17 protein-coding genes are annotated in these 18,826 nt (G+C 54.4%); 12 read left to right on the forward strand and 5 right to left on the reverse strand.

The features are described from left to right. Positions 1-23: 23 nt before the first annotated feature. Positions 24-1,202, reverse strand: a complete 1,179-nt coding sequence (locus ABJM03_RS02775) for a hypothetical protein (protein ID WP_348415361.1) — start codon at positions 1,200-1,202, stop codon at positions 24-26. Between the two features lie 258 nt (positions 1,203-1,460). Here ABJM03_RS02775 and ABJM03_RS02780 point away from each other — a divergent pair, with 258 nt between their 5' ends. Continuing rightward, positions 1,461-1,610, forward strand: coding sequence for a hypothetical protein (locus ABJM03_RS02780; RefSeq protein WP_348415362.1), 150 nt, complete (start codon positions 1,461-1,463; stop codon positions 1,608-1,610). Positions 1,611-1,689: 79 nt separating this feature from the next. Beyond that, on the forward strand, positions 1,690-2,718 hold the full coding sequence (locus tag ABJM03_RS02785) for a hypothetical protein (RefSeq protein ID WP_348415363.1): 1,029 nt from the start codon (positions 1,690-1,692) through the stop codon (positions 2,716-2,718). A gap of 47 nt (positions 2,719-2,765) precedes the next feature. Here the strand turns inward: ABJM03_RS02785 and ABJM03_RS02790 are convergent, their stop codons facing one another. The 4 genes from ABJM03_RS02790 to ABJM03_RS02805 all read right to left on the reverse strand — a co-directional run bounded on the left by ABJM03_RS02790 (position 2,766) and on the right by ABJM03_RS02805 (position 6,187). After that, positions 2,766-3,710 (reverse strand): NAD-dependent epimerase/dehydratase family protein, encoded by a 945-nt coding sequence (locus ABJM03_RS02790; protein ID WP_348415364.1) that lies wholly within the window; start codon positions 3,708-3,710, stop codon positions 2,766-2,768. A 146-nt stretch (positions 3,711-3,856) separates the two neighbouring features. Then, positions 3,857-4,804: a GSCFA domain-containing protein gene (locus ABJM03_RS02795; protein ID WP_348415365.1), complete on the reverse strand. Its 948-nt coding sequence runs from the start codon at positions 4,802-4,804 to the stop codon at positions 3,857-3,859. A gap of 712 nt (positions 4,805-5,516) precedes the next feature. After that, a complete protein-coding gene (locus ABJM03_RS02800) occupies positions 5,517-6,026 on the reverse strand; it encodes an Lrp/AsnC family transcriptional regulator (RefSeq protein WP_348415366.1) in 510 nt (169 codons plus the stop codon). Further along, positions 6,023-6,187, reverse strand: a complete 165-nt coding sequence (locus tag ABJM03_RS02805; RefSeq protein ID WP_348415367.1) for a hypothetical protein — start codon at positions 6,185-6,187, stop codon at positions 6,023-6,025. Before ABJM03_RS02805 ends, ABJM03_RS02800 begins: the two co-directional genes overlap by 4 nt. A 186-nt stretch (positions 6,188-6,373) precedes the next feature. Here ABJM03_RS02805 and ABJM03_RS02810 point away from each other — a divergent pair, with 186 nt between their 5' ends. From ABJM03_RS02810 to ABJM03_RS02855, 10 genes are all read left to right on the forward strand, one after another. Further along, positions 6,374-7,963, forward strand: a complete 1,590-nt coding sequence (locus tag ABJM03_RS02810; RefSeq protein WP_348415368.1) for an ABC transporter substrate-binding protein — start codon at positions 6,374-6,376, stop codon at positions 7,961-7,963. An 80-nt stretch (positions 7,964-8,043) separates the two neighbouring features. Then, the gene (locus ABJM03_RS02815; RefSeq protein ID WP_348415369.1) at positions 8,044-9,033 is read left to right on the forward strand and encodes an ABC transporter permease; all 990 of its coding nucleotides are present in this window, start codon (positions 8,044-8,046) and stop codon (positions 9,031-9,033) included. Then, positions 9,030-9,905 carry an ABC transporter permease gene (locus tag ABJM03_RS02820; protein ID WP_348415370.1) on the forward strand — a complete coding sequence of 292 codons (876 nt, stop codon included), beginning with the start codon at positions 9,030-9,032 and terminating at the stop codon, positions 9,903-9,905. The genes ABJM03_RS02815 and ABJM03_RS02820 overlap by 4 nt, the downstream gene beginning before the upstream one ends. After that, a complete protein-coding gene (locus tag ABJM03_RS02825) occupies positions 9,902-11,548 on the forward strand; it encodes an ABC transporter ATP-binding protein (protein WP_348415371.1) in 1,647 nt (548 codons plus the stop codon). Before ABJM03_RS02820 ends, ABJM03_RS02825 begins: the two co-directional genes overlap by 4 nt. A gap of 9 nt (positions 11,549-11,557) precedes the next feature. Next, positions 11,558-13,195: an aminotransferase class V-fold PLP-dependent enzyme gene (locus tag ABJM03_RS02830; RefSeq protein WP_348415372.1), complete on the forward strand. Its 1,638-nt coding sequence runs from the start codon at positions 11,558-11,560 to the stop codon at positions 13,193-13,195. Then, the gene (locus ABJM03_RS02835; RefSeq protein ID WP_348415373.1) at positions 13,192-14,493 is read left to right on the forward strand and encodes an FAD-dependent oxidoreductase; all 1,302 of its coding nucleotides are present in this window, start codon (positions 13,192-13,194) and stop codon (positions 14,491-14,493) included. The genes ABJM03_RS02830 and ABJM03_RS02835 overlap by 4 nt, the downstream gene beginning before the upstream one ends. A 12-nt stretch (positions 14,494-14,505) precedes the next feature. Further along, positions 14,506-15,015 carry an L-2-amino-thiazoline-4-carboxylic acid hydrolase gene (locus ABJM03_RS02840; protein ID WP_348415374.1) on the forward strand — a complete coding sequence of 170 codons (510 nt, stop codon included), beginning with the start codon at positions 14,506-14,508 and terminating at the stop codon, positions 15,013-15,015. A gap of 3 nt (positions 15,016-15,018) precedes the next feature. Continuing rightward, on the forward strand, positions 15,019-16,188 hold the full coding sequence (locus ABJM03_RS02845) for a M20 aminoacylase family protein (protein WP_348415375.1): 1,170 nt from the start codon (positions 15,019-15,021) through the stop codon (positions 16,186-16,188). Positions 16,189-16,396: 208 nt separating this feature from the next. Beyond that, the gene (locus tag ABJM03_RS02850; RefSeq protein WP_348415376.1) at positions 16,397-17,620 is read left to right on the forward strand and encodes a polysaccharide pyruvyl transferase family protein; all 1,224 of its coding nucleotides are present in this window, start codon (positions 16,397-16,399) and stop codon (positions 17,618-17,620) included. After that, complete coding sequence (locus ABJM03_RS02855) at positions 17,617-18,819, forward strand: glycosyltransferase (RefSeq protein WP_348415377.1); 1,203 nt, start codon at positions 17,617-17,619, stop codon at positions 18,817-18,819. Before ABJM03_RS02850 ends, ABJM03_RS02855 begins: the two co-directional genes overlap by 4 nt. The last annotated feature ends 7 nt before the right edge of the window (positions 18,820-18,826 follow it).

Genomic DNA, 18,826 nt, shown 5'->3' on the forward strand with positions numbered 1-18,826 from the left:
GCTACTCATACTTCTAATCCCGTTTAAATTTCACCAGAATCGTCGAAAGAGATCAAAAATGGTGGAAGCGGTCGCAGGGGAGCGATTCGTTTGATATCTCTTACAATCTGCGGAAGATTGTCTTCATCTCCAGCATTGAGCTGCTGGCGGGCGCGTCTGGTCAGGAAGTTGATATGACGTTCGTTAATCATGTCTGACAGGATCAGTGCCATACTGTCGATCGTCTCTGGTGACAGGGTAGGGGCGGGCTCAGAGGCTGAATCCTCGATCTCTCTTCGGTACTGGTCAATGCCGAAATTTTCTTCGAGCCATGCAATATCCGCCATGCTCAGATCGACGACGTTCTTGCGCACATCGTCCGGCAGGTAGAATTTACGCCCTTTAATATTCTGAATTAATCCAAGTTCGCTCAATGTGCGGCGCTCGCCGCGTTGGCCATTTACAAAGGCAGGGCGTTGACGATTGAGGCTCGATAGAATGAGCGCTGCTTCATGGCTTAGGGATTCATTCTCAAAGGTTTGGGCCTTGAGGATAGCTTCGTTCGCTTTACTTTTTGGTGCGCCGATTTTGTCAAGGAAGAAACCGGTCACCCCGTCAGGGCATTTAACCATATCCTCAAAGGTGTGTACCGACACAGCTTCCCGACCAAAAGCTGCGATCGCATTATTAATCCTGCCTTTGCAGTTGGGCATTGGCGGATTTTGGTACATGTCTTCCAGTACCTCGCCGCCTTTAAGGTGCTGCTGGACCACGCTGGTCACATAACGCAGTGGATTTCTCACGATATAAATGACGGAAATTTCATCGGCCAAATTCAGCGCCCAATCCCGGAATTTTCCAAGTTCGGAATGAGAGAGGTTCGAAAATCCTTCGGCTGAGAACAAAATGGTTTCGGGCGCTGATTTTGCTATTTCGGCTTCGAGGGAGCTACGTATGTTGGCCGCGATGGATTTCAGTTGGTCGAGGTCGGTAAGGCCTGCCATCTTGTTGGAAATATGCGAACGTGGATCGTCGAGGAAGGCCGTACACAGATCATTGGTGTGGTTGGGAGCTGTGCCCGGATAGTAAATACCCGTTTCAGCGAATAGGATTTCGCGGCAGCGAAAAATTGCGTTCTGGATCGATGTCGTGGCCGTCTTAGGCAGCCCGGCATGCAAGATAAGCCGCTTTGCCTTTTTGGGTGTGTCGGGTACGTTGGGCATATTAAATCCTCATCAAGCACGCAGGAATATGCTGTGATTTAGGCACAGGTTACAAGGCGAAACTGCCAATGCAGCAACAAGTTAACTTGGGAAGATAGCCGATCTCTCTAGGTCAGAGATTTCCCACGGCGGGCCATGCGATATATTTAACCTTGTGCCGAAAATCCAACGCATCTATTGCTCAGGTGGTGTGGAAAAGGTCAGCGTACGCTCGATGCGTCTTTGTCGGACGCCACCTGATAGCAAGAGGAACACCTGATGAACTTCAAGGAATTAACATTGAAGATCGCCCTGCGCAGTAAGGTAGATAGTCAGGTCGTTCGCCGGATCATAAAAGATCTTTTTGAGTATGTGAACGAGAAGATGGCCGAAGGTGTAGATGTCCTTCTGCCACGTCGTGCTTCTTAAAGAATAAACCGCAACACTTGGACGTTGGACCGCAGTTTGTGGGTTCTATCCAACGTAGAGAAAAGCTGGGACTACCTAAATGAGTGAAATTTTTCTTCACGTTGGTTATGGAAAGACCGGAACAACCGCTGTTCAGGGCTGGCTCCTACGCAATCGAGATGCTCTGGCGGATCGCGGCATTCTCGATTGTGGAACCGCGATGCACAATCCGGTATTTAAGCCTTCTGTAGCCCAATCAGTCCCGGCGCTGGTACAATGCATCGGCGCGGACCGATCTGGAACTGCCGCGCAGCTAGCAGCACAGGTAAATGACGCAGCAGAGGACTACCAGACTATCGTTTGGTCATCAGAGTTTATGCTGGCGCGGATGGAATTTGTATCCGAATTCGTGCAAGGCATTGATGACAAACACGATGTCAAAATCGTTATTTATTTACGAAACCACATAGATTGGCTTTTATCTGCTTACGCCCAATGGGCTATAAAACACCCCATCACGATGGAGGGTCCTGGAGTTGCCAGCTTCGATAACTTCGTGGCGCAGCGCATCAATGACCTCGACTATGTGTCCAAGCTTTCCGCTTGGTCCAGTATCGAAGGAGCGGAGCTGCTACCGCGATCCTATGATGCTCAGTCGAATATCGTTGCTGATTTTGTCGAATTGTTAGGGCTAGATATCGCCGACTTCCCCGTCGCTCGAGGGAAGACCAACGAAAATCTAGGACGGGCACAATTATCGCTGTTAAAGATTATTCAAGAGAACACTGAAAACAAAATCGATTATAGACGTTTTACGAAAATGTTAGCAGATGCCGGTGCCGCGGCTAGCAATGTGCATCCAGTCGATCCAACGGCTATTTCCGTCGATGCGCAACGGCTGGCTGAGCTGCACGATGGCTTTGCGAGGCAGCGTCGTAAATTGAATACTGATTTCGGCGTTAAGCTGAGCGACACATTCAAGGCCAATCGAAACGGTTCGGTAGAGGGGTCGAACGATACCAATACGGATCTGATCTCCATGCTGGGAATGGTATGTTACACGTTGGCTCAGCGAACGGCAGCACTTGAACGCAAAATCAAAGATATTTCTGCGCGCCAGCAGCCATAACGGTAATTAACAGTTGATGGGGTCAGCGTGCTCGCTCCTGAGCACATTTAGCCTTGAGCGTTCCACCAATCAGCGGTGCGCTGCATTCCCTCTGCGAGCGATATCTGCGGTGACCATCCTAATTGGTCGCGCGCGCGAGAGATGTCGAGCACGTTACGGGTTACATCCACAGTCCGGCCTGGCTCAAATTCGACCTCCAGCCTGCGGCCCAGAAGCGGTTCGATCTGATCAAGGATTTCCAACAGGGATACCGCTTCACCTGAGCCAATGTTGCAAATTTCGGGGACGTTCTTAACGCAACACGCAGCGACAAAAGCCTGCGCGACATCAGAGGCGTGCACAAAATCGCGCTCTACATGGCCATCTCCCCAAATCGGAAGCACTTTGCCGTTAACCGCGTGCTGCATGGCGGCGGCAATAAATCCTTGATTACGAAGCGCTCGTTGTCCTTCGCCGTAAGGGTTTGACACGCGCAGCGAGACAGTCTCGAGATCCCTCTGCATTCCGATGATCCGCAGATAGTGCTCAATGGCAAGTTTGGAGACACCGTAGGCGTTGCGGGGCCGGGTCACCATGTCCTCGTGCAAAGGCAAATCCGAGGAATAGCCGTACACCGTGCCGCCGGATGAGGCAAAGACGAACCGCTTCACGCCTTGGGCGTTGCAGATTTCGGCGCATTGAACGCTTGTTTTAACGTGCGATTCCACCTCTGAGGTCAAGTTTGTGTTGGCAGATCCAGGCAAGGAGCTATTGGCCAAAAACACGACTGCATCACAGCCTGAAACGGCTGAGGCGAATAAGGTTGTATCAACAATCGATCCTACAATACGGTCTAGCTTGTCGAACTCGGGCGGTGGCGGTGCCATATCCAAAATGGTCACTTCTGCTCCGTCGGCGCAAAGCGCACGGACAATGTGACGGCCAATAAATCCTGCCCCACCGACGACAAGAATGCGGCTATCTTGCAAACGAGGTGCTTGTATTCTAACCACGACTTGTCACTCTCTATCTATCTTCGAAACACACGGCCAGACGGGGTGGCCGCGAATTATTTTACCCACAGTCGTCAAATAATTACTATCTAGTATGATGAAAGAAATTTACGTGACGGTGTTCGAAGCCTCCGCGCGGGGCCATTTCATTCGGCCTTGCCGTAAACTTCTAGCATGTACTTAGTGACCCGCGCTACGATCTCGGGTTTCACGTGGACATTATCTTCAATGAATGGATTGCCTGCGAACAGAGTCACCATTTCGTAGCTGGGGAAATAATCGATCGTTTCAAAAGATTTTGCTAGAGACGTTGCCACGCTACGCAATGTGGCTTTCGAGTAAGAGTTGGCGATCACGGCGTCATCAGCCCCGAACGTCCGTTGCAACGGCACCGGTGAAACCGTCAACATGATCCGCTTCAGGCCCGCAGCAAATGCTTTTTCGAACGCGGGTGTGAGCAGCTCGAGACATTCATCATGATTCAGAATGCGTAATTCGAACCGCGCTCCCTTATTTTCGGGGTCTCGAAAACACTCAGGGCCCGGGGCGCGGTTAAGGTAGGTCTGTGTTTCTAGATCAAACCATGCTTCGACCATGCCCAAAGTCACAATCAAAAGGTCAGAGCTGGGCAAATGTGCATAGATGTCGCGCATCAGTGCCCGGCGCTTGCGTACGATTTCGATCTCAGTGGGGACGGAGCCGGTGATGTAGAAGTCCGAAACCCCGGTACCTTCGGCGATGATCCCGGTGTCGTCTTGCACGCCGCCCGCTGTCGCGGCCGTGATACGTTGGGCAATTGTCCCAGCGTTGTATTCATTGAATACGGTGTTGCCACGCCCCTTCAGTGGGTCATTTTCCTCGGGAACATAGTTCGTCGTCGGAACATCGTAACCGCCCAGTTGTCGTTCGATATTGCGGGCAAAGCAGGATCCCAAAGTGAATACCTTGTCGCTTTTGCTGATCGAAAAACCCGGCTTTAGTCCGGGAAATATCATTCCGTCATGAAATCTCGCATCTTGCACATCGGGATATTTGACGCTTCCCTTGTTTGCCTTGCGGTTTTGGTTTGTTTCAGCCGTTGAAATGCGTATCATTTTGCGAAATAAACTTCCCGTGGGTTTGCTGCTAAATTAGCTACAGTTTGATCAAGAGCAGCGCAAGCAGTACTTAACTCAAGTTAACAGGTCATTAACACACGAAGAAATGTCTCTTGAAGCTTGTGGTGCTGGATTAATCGATGAGTGTATGACCGTACATGATAGATCAAAGTGGCAGGCGAAGGCCGGATGCAATCAGAGGTCACAGGTCAAAGCCGAGAAAGACATTTAGCACCAAGCTGTTCGCGACTGCCTGTAAGTGCGAGATTTCGGCTAACAAACCCTTGCAACGCACATCCTCACATAGCCTCAACCGCATGACTGCTCTTGGACGTGGGCGTGTGAATTTGTGTTGTGCGGCAAGCCGCTACGGAGAGGGTCCCTTTCAAACTTGGCGCCTGCAACACGATCATAGGGACATTGGGGATTTGGAAAGTCGAGGCTGCTAAAGTAATTGGACCCTATCTATGATAATAAATTCAACATAATGATTATTATGTATTAATAATCTCAACCACAAAATTTCTCAGTGAAACGCCCGCCTACATATAACTTTTGGGTGTTTCGAGACTTCGTTGGCTCTCGGCTGCGGCAGGGCTGCATTGAATTCAAGACCTTAAACCATTTGGGGCTGAATGGAGCGGGGTAACGCCTGTGCCGACTCGTAATCGCGACATTGACCAATTGCCCTGACCCAAACGCGCCCTCTTCACAGGTATTTGGTGGGGATGGCTGTTGTGAACTTTAGCTCTTCCATCGAGATCATCGAGTTTACCTGACTGAAATCCAGCCTTTCGATCATTTGTTTATAGACCAGATCATAGGCTTCCATGTCTGGTACAACCACTTTGAGGATGTAATCCACCGTGCCGGTCAGCCGATATGCTTCGACGACTTCCGGGATTTCATCAATCAGCGCGCAGAATTTTTCGAGCCACCCCATCTCGTGACGGGAGGCTGTGACGCCGACGAAAACCGTCATTGATACATTTGCGCGGGCTTGATCCACCAGCGCAACACGCCGCATGATTAAGCCTGCTTCTTCCATCCGCTTGATCCGGCGCCAACAGGGCGTGACAGACAGGCCCACGGCCTCGGAGATGGTGTTCACGATTGTATCTGAATCTTTCTGCAAGATATCGAGTATCTTTTGGTCGATTTCGTCAAAGGTAATCTTGTCGGCCGGCTTGCTGCCTGTTTTGCGAATTTTTTCGGTCATGTGGATGCGGGCTCCAGAATAATGGCAGAGGTATATTGTGGAGCGACAGCGAAACCGCGCCCGGTTTTGATTGCAGGTATGTCTTTGGGCAGAATAACCCGCTGCGCCAATGCGGCGTCAATCCCCCAGCCTAGTTTGGTCGATTGAGCGGTGGATGTCATGGGAAATCCAATTCTGCTATATATGGTGAAAAATTAAACCAACAAAGAGGAGTTTAGTGGTTTTGATTGCTTATTTCTACTATTTTGTTGGAAATTTCTTGACGGAAATTTTTATCCTGTGCAGGCTTCCCGTAGGACAGGGAAGCTGTGTTCCAAGAACAGGCTTAAGCGATAGGGATGTAAGTTATGAGACAAAAGTTGGTGAACGCAGGCTTTGCCTTGCTGGCCGCAACGACGGCGCTTGTGCCGGTGGCGGCTTCTGCACAAGAGGTGAAAACAGGCGGTACCGCCGTTTTCCATATGATTTCCGAGCAGCGCACGTTGAACCCTGCCCTGCGCGCCTCGACAGGGGTTTATAACATTAGCGGAAAGATCGTAGAGCCGCTGATCGACAAAAGCTATGACGGGTATGAGCCGGTTCTTGCGACTGAATGGTCAGGGTCCGATGACGGGCTGACCATCACGGTGAAGCTGCGTGAAAACGTAAAATGGCATGATGGTGAAGCGTTTCAATGTGATGATGTCGCCTTTACGGCCATGGAAATGTGGAAAAAGCTGCTGAACTATTCGTCCTCGCTTCAGGCGAATCTGGAGTCTGTTGATTGCGCTGATCCGCATACAGCCGTCTTCAACTATTCCAAGCCGATGCCACTGGATTTGTTTGTATCTGCGATGCCGGATCTGGGCCACCCGATGCCCAAGCACCTGTATGAAGGCACCGATATCCTGACCAATAAATACAACACGGCGCCTGTGGGCACTGGTCCGTTTAAATTTGTTGAATACGAGCGCGGCCAATATGTTCTGGCCGAGAAAAACGAAGACTACTGGCGCGAGGGGTTTCCGTACCTCGACCGGATTGTGTGGCGTTTTATCAAGGACAAATCGGCCGCTGCTGCGGCTTTGGAGGCGGGCGAAGTTCACGAATCCGGCTTTAACGGCGTGTCGATGGCCGATGTTGTGCGTCTGGCGGAAGACGACCGTTTTGACGTTGGCACGCAGGGCTATGAAAACAACGTTGCGCACTCCACGGTCGAGTTCAATCACCGCAACCCCATCCTTGCTGATCTGAAGGTGCGTCAGGCGATGTATCACGGGCTTGATATCGACTATGCGATTGATACGGTCATGCGGGGCTTTGCAGCTCCGGGTCGCGGCCCGATCCCGAAGGCGGGTGCTGCAAATTACACCGATGATGTCACCACATATGCCTATGATGTCGAGCTGGCGAAAAAGATGCTGGATGAAGCAGGGTATCCGGTCAAAGATGACGGCTTCCGCTTCAAACTGCGTCACCGTCCGGCCCCTTGGGGTGAATACACGCAGCTTTGGGGGGAGTATTACGCCCAAGCGATGCGCGAGATCGGCATCGACGTTGAGGTTCTGGCCAATGATGCGCCGGGCTTTTTGAACGGTGTGTATCGTGATTACGATTTTGATACGGCAAACGGCTGGCACCAGTTCCGGTCGGATCCCGCGGTTTCAACCACCGTCTGGCTGCGTTCAGGGCAAGCGCCGGGTACGCCTTGGACAAACCAGTTTGGTTGGAAAAGCGACGAGATGGACATGATGATCGACGATGCGGCGTCCGAGCTTGATTCCGCAAAGCGCGCCGAGATGTACCATGCGATCCAGCGCAAGGAGATGGACGAATTGCCCGTTATCTTTGCCATCGAACATCCTTTCATCTCGGTCACGTCCAAGAAGTTGATGAACCATCACAACACGCCGCGCTGGAACTCTTCGAGCTGGTATGACCTGTGGCTTGACGACTGAGCTTAGGCAACGGGAGGGCCGGCGGCGGCCCTCCCGACTTTTCCTTCTGTAAGATTTTATGTTCCCCGAGAGTAACCCAGATGAATTTTAACCTTCCACCGATCGCGGTCTATGCGCTGAGACGCCTCTTTCAGGCGATCCCGGTGGTCATATTGATTATGATCGGCACCTTCCTTTTGTTGAAATTGGCACCGGGGGACACTGTTGATGCGCTTGTCGGGGATATGGGCGGGGCGGATGCGGCTTTTATCGCGCGATTGCGGGCAGAATACGGGTTGGATCAGCCGGTATGGGTCCAGCTTTGGCGGTATATGGCAAAACTGGCGACTTTCGATCTGGGGCAGTCATTTGTTTATGAACAGCCCGTAACGACCGTATTGCTTGACCGTTTGGGTACGACCCTGCTGCTGATGGCGACCTCGCTTAGCCTTGCATTCTCGATTGGTATTACGCTTGGCGCATTTGCGGCAAGGCGCGCCTATTCGCTGACCGATAACCTGATTTCGACTCTTGGTTTGATTTTCTATGCGACCCCCAGTTTTTTCCTGTCGTTGATGATGATGTTGTTGTTTTCCGTAAAGCTGGGTTGGCTCCCCGTTGGGGGGATCAAGACAATCGCGGGGTTCTATACAGGTTGGGACCATGTGGTTGATGTTGCGCGCCATCTGGTTATGCCCACGACCGCGCTTTCGCTGATTTACCTTTCTTTCTATCTGCGCCTGATGCGATCCTCGGTCATTCAGGTTGCGGATCAGGATTTCGTGCGTACGGCCCGCGCCAAAGGGGCGGGCGAGACGCGGCTGATGGTGCATCACATCATGCGCAATGCCTTGCTGCCTGCTGTGACCTTGTTCGGGCTGCAATTCTCTGCGTTGCTGGGCGGTTCGGTCGTGGTCGAGACCATCTTTACGTTGCCGGGTCTGGGGCAGCTTGCCTATCAGTCGGTTATCCAGCGCGACATGAACACGCTTATGGGCATCATCTTCCTTTGCTCCATCATCGTTATTCTCGTTAATTTTCTCACAGACCTGCTTTATGCACGTCTCGACAGCCGGATCGAACTCGCATGACCGTCCTCGACACAGACCTGCGCCCCGCAGAACCGCCGCGCTATGTAACGTTCTGGCGTCGCTACCGTCGCAACCGCGCGGCCATTCTGGGGCTTATCCTTTTTGCGTTGGTGCTTTTGATGGCCGCAGTCGCGGGGATCATTGATCCCGGTGATCCGCTGCGCCGTGCAGCTGCGCCGCTGACCGCGCCTTTTGTGGATGCTTCGGTCCCGTTGGGTACGGATCAACTGGGCCGGAATATCTTGTCCCAACTGTTTTATGGTGCGCGGATTTCACTGTTGGTCGGCGTGGCTGCGACGTTGATATCCATTCTGATCGGCATCGTGATCGGAGCGATTGCCGGCTATTTCGGTGGCTGGATTGATGATCTGTTGATGCGCATCACCGAAGCGTTCCAGACGATACCCAACTTTGTGCTGTTGCTAACACTGGTGGCGATTTTAGGGTCCAAGATCGAATGGATTACCTTTGCAATCGGCATTGTCAGCTGGACCGCCCCTGCCCGCATGGTCCGGGCCGAGTTCATGTCCCTGCGCAACCGCGAATTTGTGGATGCGGCGCGGAATTTGGGCGTGTCCAACGGTGCCTTGATTTTCAAAGAGATCCTGCCAAACGCCCTGCCCCCGATCATTGTCTATGCCTCTGTCATTATGGCGATGGCGATCCTGCTGGAAAGTGCGCTGGCGTTTCTGGGGCTTGGTGATCCCAACTATGCAAGCTGGGGCAACATGATCGGTCAGGGTCGCTCGGTGCTTCGCACGGCTTGGTATTGCTCGGCTATTCCGGGCATCGCGATTGTCCTGACTGTGCTGTCTTTTTCCCTTTTGGGTGAAGGGTTGAACGACGCAATGAACCCGAGGCAAAAGCAATGAGCACTCAAGACACCCCTATTCTCGAGATAAAAGACCTCAAGATTTCATTGCCCAAAGGCGGCGATCGGCCATTCGCGCTACAGGGGTTAAACCTGACCGTTCGACCAGGCGAGATTGTCTGCATGGTTGGTGAGTCCGGTTCGGGCAAATCCCTATCGGCGGGCGCGGTGATGCGCCTGTTGCCAGAGCCCCATGTGAGTGTTGCCGAGGGGACCATCACATTTGAAGGCGAGGATATTCTCTCTAAATCCGAGAATGAAATGCGCAAGCTGCGTGGCAACCGGATTTCCATGATCTTTCAAGAACCCATGACTGCGCTGAACCCGCAAAAGACAGTGGGCTGGCAATTGGACGAGGTGCTAAAGCTTCACCTCAAGACATCCCGCAAAGAACGTTATCAGCGCGCGATCGAGATGCTTGAGCAGGTTCAGATCCCCGAACCTGAATCGGCCTATAACGCCTACCCGCACCAGATTTCTGGTGGCCAGCGGCAGCGGGTGATGATTGCGATGGCGCTGTCGCTTTCACCCAAGCTGGTCATCGCGGATGAACCGACAACGGCGCTGGATGTCACGACGCAATTGCAGATTCTCAAACTCATTCGCGAGCTACAGCAAAAGGATGGTGCCGGCGTTTTGTTCATCACCCATGACTTTGGGGTAGTCGCGGAGATTGCAGATCATGTCATCGTTCTGCGCAAAGGCGAAGTTGTTGAGCAAGGGTCAGCGGATCAGGTGCTTAACAATCCGCATCATCCTTATACACAGGCCCTGATTGCATCGGTCCCCGATTTGCGCCCCCCCGCACCAAAGCCGGTCACAACCCTGCCTGTTGTTCTCAAGGGCACAGGTTTGCACAAGACATTTAACGCCCGTGGCGGGTTGTTGAGCGGTAAACGCAAGGCTGTTGTGGCAGTGAAAGACCTCAGCTTCACCCTCCACCAAGGCGAGACTTTGGGCGTGGTCGGTGAATCCGGTTCGGGTAAAACGACCGTTTCCCGATTGGTCACGCGCTTGTTGGATGCGGATTCAGGTGCAGTAGAAGTCGACGGAACCGATTTGTTGGCCTGTACCCCATCCGAAATGCGCGCCATGCGCAAAGATATCCAGATGGTGTTCCAGGATCCGATGGCTTCGCTCAACCCACGTAAACGCGTGGTGGATATCATTGCCCAAGGACCGATTGTACACGGGGAGGACCCCGAAAAAGCCCGCGCCCGTGCCCGCGATCTGTTGGAACTGGTTGAGCTATCACCCGCCGCTGCGAACCGTTTCCCGCATGAATTCTCGGGCGGGCAACGCCAGCGGATCGGGATAGCCCGCGCTCTGGCGATGGAGCCAAAGGTGATTGTCGCCGATGAGCCGGTTTCGGCACTTGATGTCAGCGTACAGGCGCAGGTGCTCAAGCTGTTGGCCGATCTGCGCGACCGGATGAACCTGTCGTTGCTGTTTGTCACGCATGATTTGCGCGTCGCCGCGCAGTTATGTGATCGCATTATCGTCATGCAAAGAGGCGACATCGTAGAAAGCGGTTTTACCGCCGATGTCTTCGCCGCCCCGCAACACCCCTACACGCAAAACTTGCTGTCCTCGATTCCCGGGCGGTCATGGACTCCGCCTGTTCGAAATATTGATGCGGCTTAAGGAAATCAGATGTCTATAAACTTCGATACGATCCGCGGCGCAATCATCGGTGAAGGCTCTACCGTACCGGGCCCGTTCGGGCCGCGCGCCATTCTTTATGCAGATTATGTCGCATCGGGCAGATCCCTGCAGTTCATCGAGGATGCGATCCGCGCACATGTGCTGCCCTATTACGGGAACACACATACAGAAACCTCGTTCACGGGGCGCCGTTCGACACAGTTGCGCGAACTTGCGCGCGAAACCGTGCGCAAGGCATTGCACGCGGACGAAAACCACGCGGTTATTTTTGCAGGCTCCGGTGCAACAGGCGCTGCAGATAAGCTGGTTCGTGCTTTGTCGTTGCAATCTCTCAACAACGAAGCGGTGGTTTTTGTGGGCCCCTATGAGCACCATTCAAACGATCTGGTTTGGCGCGAAAGCGCGGCAAGGGTTGTCCGTATCCCCCTGACGGAGGCTGGTAATATCTGTCTGGAAACGCTGGAGGACGAGCTGTCTAATAATGCTGATGCCCCGCTAAAGATCGGGGCATTTTCGGCAGCGTCGAATGTGACCGGCGTGCGTACAGACCTGCGCGCCATTGCAAGGCTGATGCATGCCTATGGCGGGTGGTGTGTTGCGGATTTTGCAGCTGCTGCGCCCTATATTCCGGTACGGCTCGCGGCGAGCGCTGCCGGAGCGAATGACCGGATAGATGCGGCGTTCTTGTCCCCGCATAAATACGCAGGGGGGCCGGGGGCATCGGGTGTTCTGGTGGCGGACCGCTGGATGCTTGATACATCGCGCCCGACAATCACCGGGGGCGGCACGGTGTCCTATGTAACGGCGACGGGGCACAATTATGTCAGCAACCCCGAGCGCCGCGAGGAAGCAGGCACCCCGTCTATCGTCGAAAACATCCGCGCCGGTATGGTGCTACAGCTCAAGGCGGACATGGACGAGGCCGAGGTCGAGCGCCGCGAAGAGCAAATGACTCAAAGGATGCACGCGGCCCTGCGCGCTATTCCGCAGGTCGAGTTGTTGGGGCCTGACATCTCGGGGCGGCTTGGTGTGTTTTCGTTCAATATTCGTATCAGAGGTAAATTGCTTCACCACAACTTTGTTGTGGCTGTCCTGAATGATCTCTTCGGCATTCAGGCACGCGGTGGATGTTCTTGTGCGGGGCCATACGGGCACGCCTTGCTCCACATAGATGACGCGACAACGTTGCGACATGAGCGTGCTGTTGATCTGGGCCATTCGACGTTCCGGCCCGGTTGGGCCCGGCTGGGCGTGAATTGGTTTTTCAGTGAATCGGATGTCGATAATATCGCCGCTGCCATTGCCTTTATTGCCAGTCGGGGCCTCGATCTGCTGAGTTACTACCGCCTCGATATTGATGGCGGCGTATGGCGCGCCAACCGTGAGATTGACGATAGCGGCCCGCTGTCGTTGAGCGAGCTTTGGGCAACAGATGAAAAGGAGGCCATGACCGCGCCGTCCTTTGATGCATGTCTGTCCGAAGCGCATGCACTGGCCGATGCTGCTGATGCTTTGCCCTGCCCTGATAGTATTGCGATGGATCCCGAAGAAGAAGACTTGCGCTGGTTCTGGCTGCCGCAAGAAGCCATTCGCGCGGCTCCGGTTGAAATGGAGCAATCTGCATGAGCCAGATCGCCTTTCCGGCATCTCTTTGGGCAGAGGCTACGCCGCCGCGCGCTCAGGCCCCTCACCTGACGGGAGGGGAAGAGACGGATCTGGTGATCATCGGCGCGGGTTTCACGGGGCTTTCCGCCGCGATTGAAGCCGCACGCGGCGGCGGGTCGGTTACAGTGCTGGAAGGCAAAGCGGTCGGTTGGGGTGCCTCGGGCCGCAACAACGGTCAGGTCATTCCGATCCTCACAGCGGCGGAGCCTGACGTTTGGGTCAAACGGTTTGGTCCCGCAGGGGAGCGGATGGTGCAGTTGATCGGCAACTCTGCCAACATCCTCTTTGACCTCGTGCGGGAATTCAACATTGAAGCCGAGGCAGAGCAATCGGGCTGGTTCCAACCGGCTCACAGCCCGGGCCGGATTGCGGTGTCGCAAAAGCGGGTCGAGGCGTGGCAGCGTTATGGTTTTCCAGCCGAGCTGAAAACTGGGGCGGAATGTCGTGATATACTGGGCAGTGATTTCTGGTTTGGCGGGATGTATAATCCGACGGGTGGGCATGTGAACCCGTTGGCGCTTGTCCGTGGGATGGCGAAGGCGGCCGAAGATCTAGGCGCGAAAATCTATGAAGACTCCCCCGTAACCAGCTATGCCCGTGAGGGTGCGCATTGGATTGTCAAAACCGGCGCTGGCACGGTGAAAGCACGCGCGCTGATACTTGCAACAAATGCCTATACAGGTGAGTTGAACGCAGCCCTTGCGCCGAGGTTGGCCAAATCCATTGTGCCGGTGTTGAGTTGGCAAATGGCAACGCAGCCCTTGGCGGAAAATCTGCGCCGTAAAATTCTGCCAAACCGCCAAGCCGTATCTGACACGCGCGGTGATCTGCGATTTTTCCGCTATGATGCGCGTAACCGTCTGATTACTGGTGGCGCGGTCATGGGCAGTTTCAACGCTGCGCAACGCGTGCGTGACAAGGCCGCGCGCAATCTGGCCGAAGCCTATCCCGATCTTGGCGTCCCTGAGATGACCCATGTCTGGTCAGGGTACATCGGGATGAATCAGGACAGGTTCCCCCGCGTGCACAGCCTTGGTGAAAACGGTTGGGCGTGGATTGGCTGTAACGGACGCGGCGTGGCGTTGGGGACCGCTTTGGGCCGTGAATTGGCCCGTGCGGCAACCGGCACCAAACCCGAAGAACTTGCTCTTCCATTGAGCGATCCACAGCCCTTTATGCTGCACCCTATCGTGCGCCGTGTCGCACCGACCTATCTGGCGTGGCTGAAGCGCCAGGATTTGCGTGAACCGAAAATATAAGGATGACATCCCATGACGACTGACACCAGCAATACCGATGGCATGGAAATCAACGATGTTCCGATCCTGATCCGCCGTAAAATCGAGGCGATGATCCTCAAACATGTGCTTGAGGTGATCACCGACCGCCATGACCGCACCGAGGCCGAGACCGTGATCGGCGAGACCTGTTCGAGGTCTGCAATTGAGCAGGGCCAGCAATTGGCCGAGGCTTTGGGGCGGACGCCGGACCTGACAGATTTTGCAGCCATTCAACCCAATTGGACCCGCGAAGACGCTTTGCAAATCGAGACACTCGAAGCGACGGCGGAAAAGCTGGATTTCAATGTGACCCGCTGCCGGTACTCCGAAGCCTATAAGGAAATGGGCCTAGGCGATATCGGGCATCTTTTGTCCTGCAACCGCGATGGGGATTTTTGCATCGGGTATAACCCCGACATGGAGCTGACGCGGACCCAGACCTTGATGAAAGGCGCCACGCATTGTGACTTTCGCTATCGCATGAAAAGCAAGGAAGCCTAGCAGATGGCCATTGAGAACTGGGTTGCCCGGCACGTTGAATCGCTCACGGCCTTTCGGCGTGATCTTCATCAAAACCCCGAGCTGCTGTATGATCTGCCGCGGACCGCGGCGACCGTTGCGGATGCGTTGCGCGCTGCGGGTGTTGACGAGGTGATTGAAGGCATCGGGCGCACCGGTGTTGTGGGCGTCATCAAAGGACAAAGCAACACATCGGGTCGCATGATCGGCCTACGTGCGGACATGGATGCGTTGCCTATTGTCGAAGCGACAGGCAAAGACTGGGCCTCGAAGGTCGAAGGTAAAATGCATGCTTGCGGGCATGACGGCCATACAACCATGCTTTTGGGAGCGGCCCGGCATCTGGTGGAAAGCCGCGCGTTTGACGGGACTGTTATTGTGATTTTCCAACCCGCAGAGGAAGGCGGCGCAGGTGCAAAAGCAATGATCGACGACGGGCTGTTTAGCCGTTGGCCCTGCGATGAAGTCTATGGCATGCATAATCGGCCCAACCTGCCTGTCGGTGAATTCACCATCGCCCCCGGCCCGATCATGGGCTCTGTGGATGAGGTGCGCATTACCATCGAGGGGCGCGGCGGCCATGCTGCACGCCCCAACGAGACAATCGACACATTCCCGATCGCGGCAGCGGTAATTCAGGCAATTCAGGGTATTACGTCGCGCACGGTCGATCCGATGGATAATGCGGTTGTGTCGTTGTGTACGATCCATGCAGGCGATGCTTTTAACGTGATCCCGCAGGCCATCGAGATCACCGGCACTGTGCGCACCCTGCGCGAGGAAGTCCGTCTGCATGTGGAAAACCAATTGACCGCCCTTGTACCGAATATCGCGGCAGGTTTCGGCGCGGTGGGCGCGGTTGAATATATTCGCATGTACCCCGTCACGGTGAACCACGACCATGAGACAACGCTTGCTGCTGCCGCCGCAATCGAGGTGGCAGGTGCGGCGCATGTTTCACTTGATATGCCAGCGGTTTTGGGCGGCGAGGATTTCTCGTTCATGTTGAACGAAGTGCCCGGCGCGATGATCAATATTGGCAATGGCCCTTCCGCCGGATTGCATCATCCTGAATATGATTTCAATGATGACGTCATCGCATGGGGGTGTTCATATTGGACGACCTTGGTACGTCAGCGCCTTCCGGTGAATTAAAAACCTGCGGGGCGGCAATGAAATGATATCCCTTTTGCCCTTTTTGAAGGCACGAGGCCCAATGGCACCGAATTGGGTCTTGGTAAATTAACACGGTAAAGCTTTGCGGTACGATTATATCATTTGAGAGTTGACCGCCGTGCCTTGCTGCCCGACGTTGTAATTGCTGTCCAATTAAGGGACAGCGTTAGAACGGCAGGTATTTTTAATGACGCATTCAGAGCGACCCATTGTGGTCCGTAATTTCAATGTGAAATACAGCCCCAATTTGGGAGATGGCCTATTGGCCGAATGTCTTGAATACGGGATTGTTTCTTTGGGTGCATCTGCGCACTCAAGCTCAATTGATTTAGCCGCCCGCAATAAATACGGGGATGCGATGGCGGGGCGCGGTACTATTATGGCGGTGCTTGATGCGCTGCCAAAACGCTTGCGCAATCTGGTTGTGCGCCTGCCTCTGACCATTCAATCCGCGCGCAAATGGGGCCCTGCCTACCGTGAAGGGCTGAAAGGTGCTGATGCTGTTGCCATTGGCGGGGGCAATTTGATTACGGATATTGATCTAAATTTTTCCACAAAACTGTCGCTTGCGATGGCCGAAACTGCGCGTGCCGATTTGCCTGCGGCGATTTATGCCTGTGGAATGGGAGGCGATTGGACCGCAACGGGTCTGCGCCAATGCCGCAAGGCGTTTTCGAGCCCGAACCTTAGGGCGGTTTTTCTGCGTGATGTTGAATCTATCGCGCTATGGGATGAGCTGATGGCGCCTCACACGGGGAAAAAGGCGCAGCTGGCACGTGATCCGGGGCTGATCGCGAGCGATCTATATCCGGCCAAGCCGCGCATTGAAGGCGGGCGACCTATCGCCGGTCTGGGCATTATGAGCCCGATTGCCATCCGCTACCACTCGGATCAGGCAATGCAGGATGATGCATTGGCGCAGTGGTATATTGAACTGGCCCGTGCGCTTATTTCGGACGGGTTTCAGGTGCATGTGTTCACCAATGGCAGCCCTGAGGATGTGATTTACTGTGCAAAGCTACATGACGCGTTACGTAGTATTGGCGCAGAGGAAGACATAAGGTTTCTCACGCAAACCAGCCCTGAAGGGTTATGTGCCAATATCGCCGCCTTCGACGTTGTAATTGCCTACCGTATGCATGCGATTATTGCGGCGTATTCATACGGCATCCCTGCAATTGCTTTGGCATGGGACCGTAAGCTGCTGTCTTTTATGACCTCGGTCGAGCGACAGGAGTGGATGGTTGATCCTGATGTGACGGACCCGCAGACCTGTGCCCAACATGTGCGCGAGGCGGTGCGCGAAGGCTTGCCGCGCGACACCCATGCGCGTGTTTTGTCAGAGGCGCGGGCGGATATCGGAAAACTGTGGAGCGTCCTGAGCGGTGCAGCCAGCGAGGTTTCATCATGACCGCCAAGGCACAGGATACCGGTCTGCCTCTTGATTTTGCGACACGCACATCGGGTTTGAAAGTAGCGATTGTTCACTATTGGCTGATCAATATGCGCGGCGGTGAAAAGGTCGTCGAATCCCTGCTGGATTTATTTCCGCAAGCGGTGATCATCACCCATGTCTATGATCCCGATAAGGTGAGTGAGCGCATTCGCAAACAAGAGGTGCGCGAGACATTCATCAGCCGTCTGCCCGGTGCGCGGAAGCATTACCAGAAATACCTGCCCTTTATGCCCTATGCGTTGGAGCAGATGGATATGCAGGAATTCGATCTGGTGATTTCTTCGGAAAGCGGTCCGGCAAAAGGGATCGTGCAGCGACCGGATGCGGTGCATCTGTGTTATTGCCACTCGCCCATGCGCTATATCTGGGATCACTATCATATTTACCGTGCCTCTGCGGGCAGGCTTGCGCGGTTTGCCATGCCGATGATCGCGCATAAACTAAGAATATGGGATGTCGCAACAGCGGCGCGGGTTGACGGGTTTGCCGCGAACTCGGCCTTTGTGGCCCAACGCATCAGGGCGTTCTACCGGCGCGATGCAGATGTGATTTATCCGCCTGTTTCAGTGTCGGAGTTCTCCGCCGTGCCAAAGGAGGACGTGGGAGAGCATTATCTGATGGCCGGTGAGTTGGTATCATACAAGCGGCCCGATCTGGCCATTGATGCTTTCACCACCAGCGGCCGGAAATTGGTTGTGGTCGGGGATGGTGAAGTCCGAGCGCAGCTCGAGGAACGTGCAGGCGACAACATCACCTTTCTTGGCCGGGTGCCTTTTGAACAGCTCAAGCACCAGTTCGCGACCTGCCGCGCGCTGGTTTTTCCGGGAGAAGAGGATTTTGGCATCGTCCCCGTCGAGGTGATGGCATCAGGCCGACCTGTTGTGGCTTATGGTCGTGGCGGCGCCCTTGATACCGTGCATGAAGGGATCAGCGGTGTGTGTTTCGAGGCGCAAACGATAGAAAGCCTCAATGCGGCAATCGAGCGGTTGGAGAGCGACACAGATCTGCTGGACGCTGCGGACCGCATACAGGCCCACGCGGCCCGTTTTGACGAGGCCTTGTTCAAAGAGCGTTTTGCACGCTTTACCCTTCGGTCATTTGAGGCCCAAAGTGCCGCGCGTGACAAGGCTCATGCGGCGCTGGATGATAGTTAGGCTGACC

Origin of the sequence: Sulfitobacter sp., assembly GCF_039977885.1 — a bacterium.
Taxonomy (GTDB): domain Bacteria; phylum Pseudomonadota; class Alphaproteobacteria; order Rhodobacterales; family Rhodobacteraceae; genus Sulfitobacter.